Source organism: Gluconobacter aidae (assembly GCF_009547075.1).
In the GTDB taxonomy this organism is placed as follows: Bacteria; Pseudomonadota; Alphaproteobacteria; order Acetobacterales; family Acetobacteraceae; genus Gluconobacter; species Gluconobacter aidae.
The window spans coordinates 1-2,128 of record NZ_WIPH01000088.1 but is presented as its reverse complement, the minus strand read 5'-3'; the positions used below and the strand labels follow the sequence as shown (position 1 = coordinate 2,128).

2 protein-coding genes are annotated in these 2,128 nt (G+C 57.7%); both read right to left on the bottom strand.

The features are described from left to right. Positions 1-101: 101 nt before the first annotated feature. Positions 102-776: a hypothetical protein gene (locus tag GFJ39_RS13800; protein WP_153432023.1), complete on the bottom strand. Its 675-nt coding sequence runs from the start codon at positions 774-776 to the stop codon at positions 102-104. Positions 777-1,090: 314 nt separating this feature from the next. After that, positions 1,091-1,759 (bottom strand): hypothetical protein, encoded by a 669-nt coding sequence (locus tag GFJ39_RS13795; RefSeq protein ID WP_062028005.1) that lies wholly within the window; start codon positions 1,757-1,759, stop codon positions 1,091-1,093. Between the last annotated feature and the right edge of the window lie 369 nt (positions 1,760-2,128).

Genomic DNA, 2,128 nt, shown 5'->3' with positions numbered 1-2,128 from the left:
TAGACGCCCGGTTGAGGGCGGCTGGACGTCGGGGCTCGGTGGAGCTTGGCGACGCAGGAGCCTAGCGGAATAGAGCGCGCGAACCCTTCAGGGCCGCCCGGTTAAAGGAGCCGTTCTCGGATGATTTTTCCGGTCATTTCGATGGACTCATTGCTATTGAGGCCACCAGCACTGGTCAGATGCGGGACCACGGCGAGAGGTGTCTCTCCGGGATAGAGCCTGATCCGCTTTGTGTGGTTTCCAACCTTGAACTCGGCGAGTTCACACTTGATTTCTGGCTCAGATGCGATGCTCACGAAATCTCGCTCGTGTGTTACGCCGACGCCAATAAACAGTTTTGGTCTATGCTCCTTGACCTGCGCTCTCATTGTCTTGAAGCAAACATTTCTGACATATGCGATGTAATCGGCCTTGCTTGCGAAGCCTGTGCGCTCCTGCGCTTCAGCGGACCATGTATCGACGGTTAGGCAGTTTTCCGGGAAGAGGTTTGTGAGCATGTAGCCGCAGTCTGGAGACGCGAAAATGCTTCTTTCTTTTGCAAACTCGAAGGCTTCGCTGATGGGATAACCCTCGATGCAACAGAGCAGCTTGTGGGCTTTTCGATTGTATCCTCCGGGGTATCCCCATTGCTTTTCAACTGAAAAACCTTCTTCCGCGACCAGGGCAGGATTTGTATTTTCGGAGTCACCAAATTCAATGCCACAGAGCCAGGTGGAAGGCTTTTCAGCGCTTCCAATATCTCCCGGCCCGTCAAACCGGTAGTCGTCCAGCCTCATCGTGTGACCTTTAACGAACGACGCATTTCTTGAAAGCATTATGGCCTCTCTGGAAGTAACTTCGTTCGAGACTAGGAAACCGCGTTAAGGGAGGCAATTCCACGCTTGCCTCTTTCGGTTGCCTTGGCGCAGCCCCCCTGTGGGGGGCGAGCACTTGGGGGCAAAACACTTCGCGCCGACGAGGCGCGTCCGCTTTCCTGGAAAAAACGACGGGAGAAAGAAAAGGGCGGACGGGAGAAGAGGCCGAGGGCAGAGCCGAGGCCGTCAGCGCGGCCCCGGTGAGTGGCCGGACCTGCTGGCCCGGCCTGTGGGGGTTAGAGAACGGCCCCCCATTGTGCGGCGCGGACGTTCTCGGTGAGGCTGCGGGCGTTGTCCTTGACGTAAGGCTTCCAGTCTTCCCCGATCAGTTCGCGGTAGGCGTCACATGCGCCCTGAGCCATGACGGCGAGCGCGTAAGCCTTGGGGGCCTGCTGTGCAGCGAAACGGACGGCCCGATCTACGCGGTTTTCCCCGCCGTCGATGCCTTGGCGGTCTTCGTCGCGGCTTTCGTTGCTGAAAGAGTTCTGTTCGTCGCGGGCAATCTGGCGCTTGTTCTCATAGAAGTTGGCGGCACCATAGGCAGAGCGGATCAGGCCGTCCACGATGCGGCCAAGGTGCATTTCCATGGCCTTGAAATTGCGCTCGCCCCGGAAGTCGGTGACGACAAGCACATCCTCAAGAAGCGTGTACTGGTCGCGGATCATGCTGAGACCGGCCCCCATCAGCTCGTCATAGTCGCCAGCCTCGAAACCGAAATGCTGAACGATAGCGGCGATCTTGTCATCGTTGGGGGCAAGGCGCATGACGTCTGCCAGCGTGGGAGCGGCAATGGCCTTGGTGCGCTCGCGGGCTTCGTTGAAACGGCGGACGGCGGCGGGGCTGGCCTTGTTTGCAGCCTTGCGGTTCTGGGCCTTCGGTGCGATTGTGGTTGCTGCGTCGGACATGAAACGAACCTTTCTAGTCTAGCGAAGTCCCGTTCGGTAGTACCAATACCGTTCGGGGCGCTTTGTCTTGAGGGCCAATCCCTCTCGACAAGTAAAAGATAGCCTTTTTGGCCTTTTCTTACAAGAGAGAAAACGCAGAAAACCGCCATAAAACGCGCTTTATTTTTGCATGACAAGTAAAAAGATTTCTTGATGACTTCATGAATACCTGTCGTTTTCCTAGACCCATCCTGCCCGTGCGGCGAGCACACTGGCGGCGACGAGAGTGGAACGACGGTGGCGTTTTCCTGAGCCCATCCTGCCACCGGCCAAGACGGGCGACGGGACAGGCCGTCAAGCCCGGAGTGTCCTGAGCAAAGGAGGCAGGCC